Source organism: Kitasatospora nipponensis (assembly GCF_039528135.1).
In the GTDB taxonomy this organism is placed as follows: Bacteria; Actinomycetota; Actinomycetes; order Streptomycetales; family Streptomycetaceae; genus Kitasatospora; species Kitasatospora nipponensis.
The window spans coordinates 1-281 of sequence record NZ_BAAALF010000225.1; the positions used below are offsets into that span (position 1 = coordinate 1).

General features: G+C 82.6%; 1 protein-coding gene. It reads right to left on the reverse strand.

Going from position 1 to position 281, the window contains the following annotated elements:
- Positions 1 to 281, reverse strand: a 281-nt coding sequence (locus tag ABD323_RS35695) for a hypothetical protein (protein ID WP_344446249.1), incomplete at both ends; no start/stop codon positions are given.

Below are 281 nucleotides of genomic sequence, written 5' to 3' on the forward strand. Positions count from 1 at the left end.
GCGCCGCGGCCGCGGCCGCGGTGCCGCTCGGCGCACCGGGCGGGCCGGCGGGCCGCAGGTCCTCGGTCAGCTGGCGGGCCGTCGCCAGCCACTCGTCGTGGGCCAGCGGGTAGCAGCGGCTGCGCGCGACCTGGAAGCCCAGCCGGGTGGCCAGCTGGGCGGCGCCGGCCAGGAAGGCGGTCCGGCCGATGCCCGCCTCGCCCCGCACCAGCAGCGCGCCCGCCGCCCCGGACTGGGCGGCGCCGAGGGCTCTGCGGACGGTCTCCATCGGCTCGGCCCCG